Origin of the sequence: Clostridium sp. HCP1S3_C6, assembly GCF_052066735.1 — a bacterium.
Classification (GTDB): Bacteria; Bacillota; Clostridia; order Clostridiales; family Clostridiaceae; genus Clostridium.
Genome location: NZ_JBQHRN010000087.1, coordinates 1 through 351, shown reverse-complemented (window position 1 = coordinate 351; position 351 = coordinate 1). Strand labels below are relative to the sequence as shown.

1 pseudogene is annotated in these 351 nt (G+C 31.3%); it reads left to right on the top strand.

From position 1 onward, the window contains the following. Positions 1-351, top strand: a pseudogene (locus tag ACTNAO_RS12880) (hypothetical protein); the annotation flags it as partial.

Below are 351 nucleotides of genomic sequence, written 5' to 3'. Positions count from 1 at the left end.
AAAAAAGGCATATCCTAGACTTCCTATTTGTATACTTGCAGATGGACTTTATGTGTCTGAAAAAGTAATTAATAGATGCAAAGAATATAACTGGGACTATATAATTCGTTATAAAGAAGGCTCAGCATCAAGTATAGCACAAGAATATAATGCTATTCCAGAAAAGACAAAGACAGAAAATGCTGAGTTTGCAAATGAGATTATTTATAAAGATGGAACTGTAAATGTATTAAAATATACAGAAACAAAAGTGAAAAAGGGAAAAGAAATTACAACAACATTTGAGTGGATAACAAGCATTGAAATTACAGAAAAAAATGCAGTTAAACTAGCCGGAGCCGGAAGGAAACG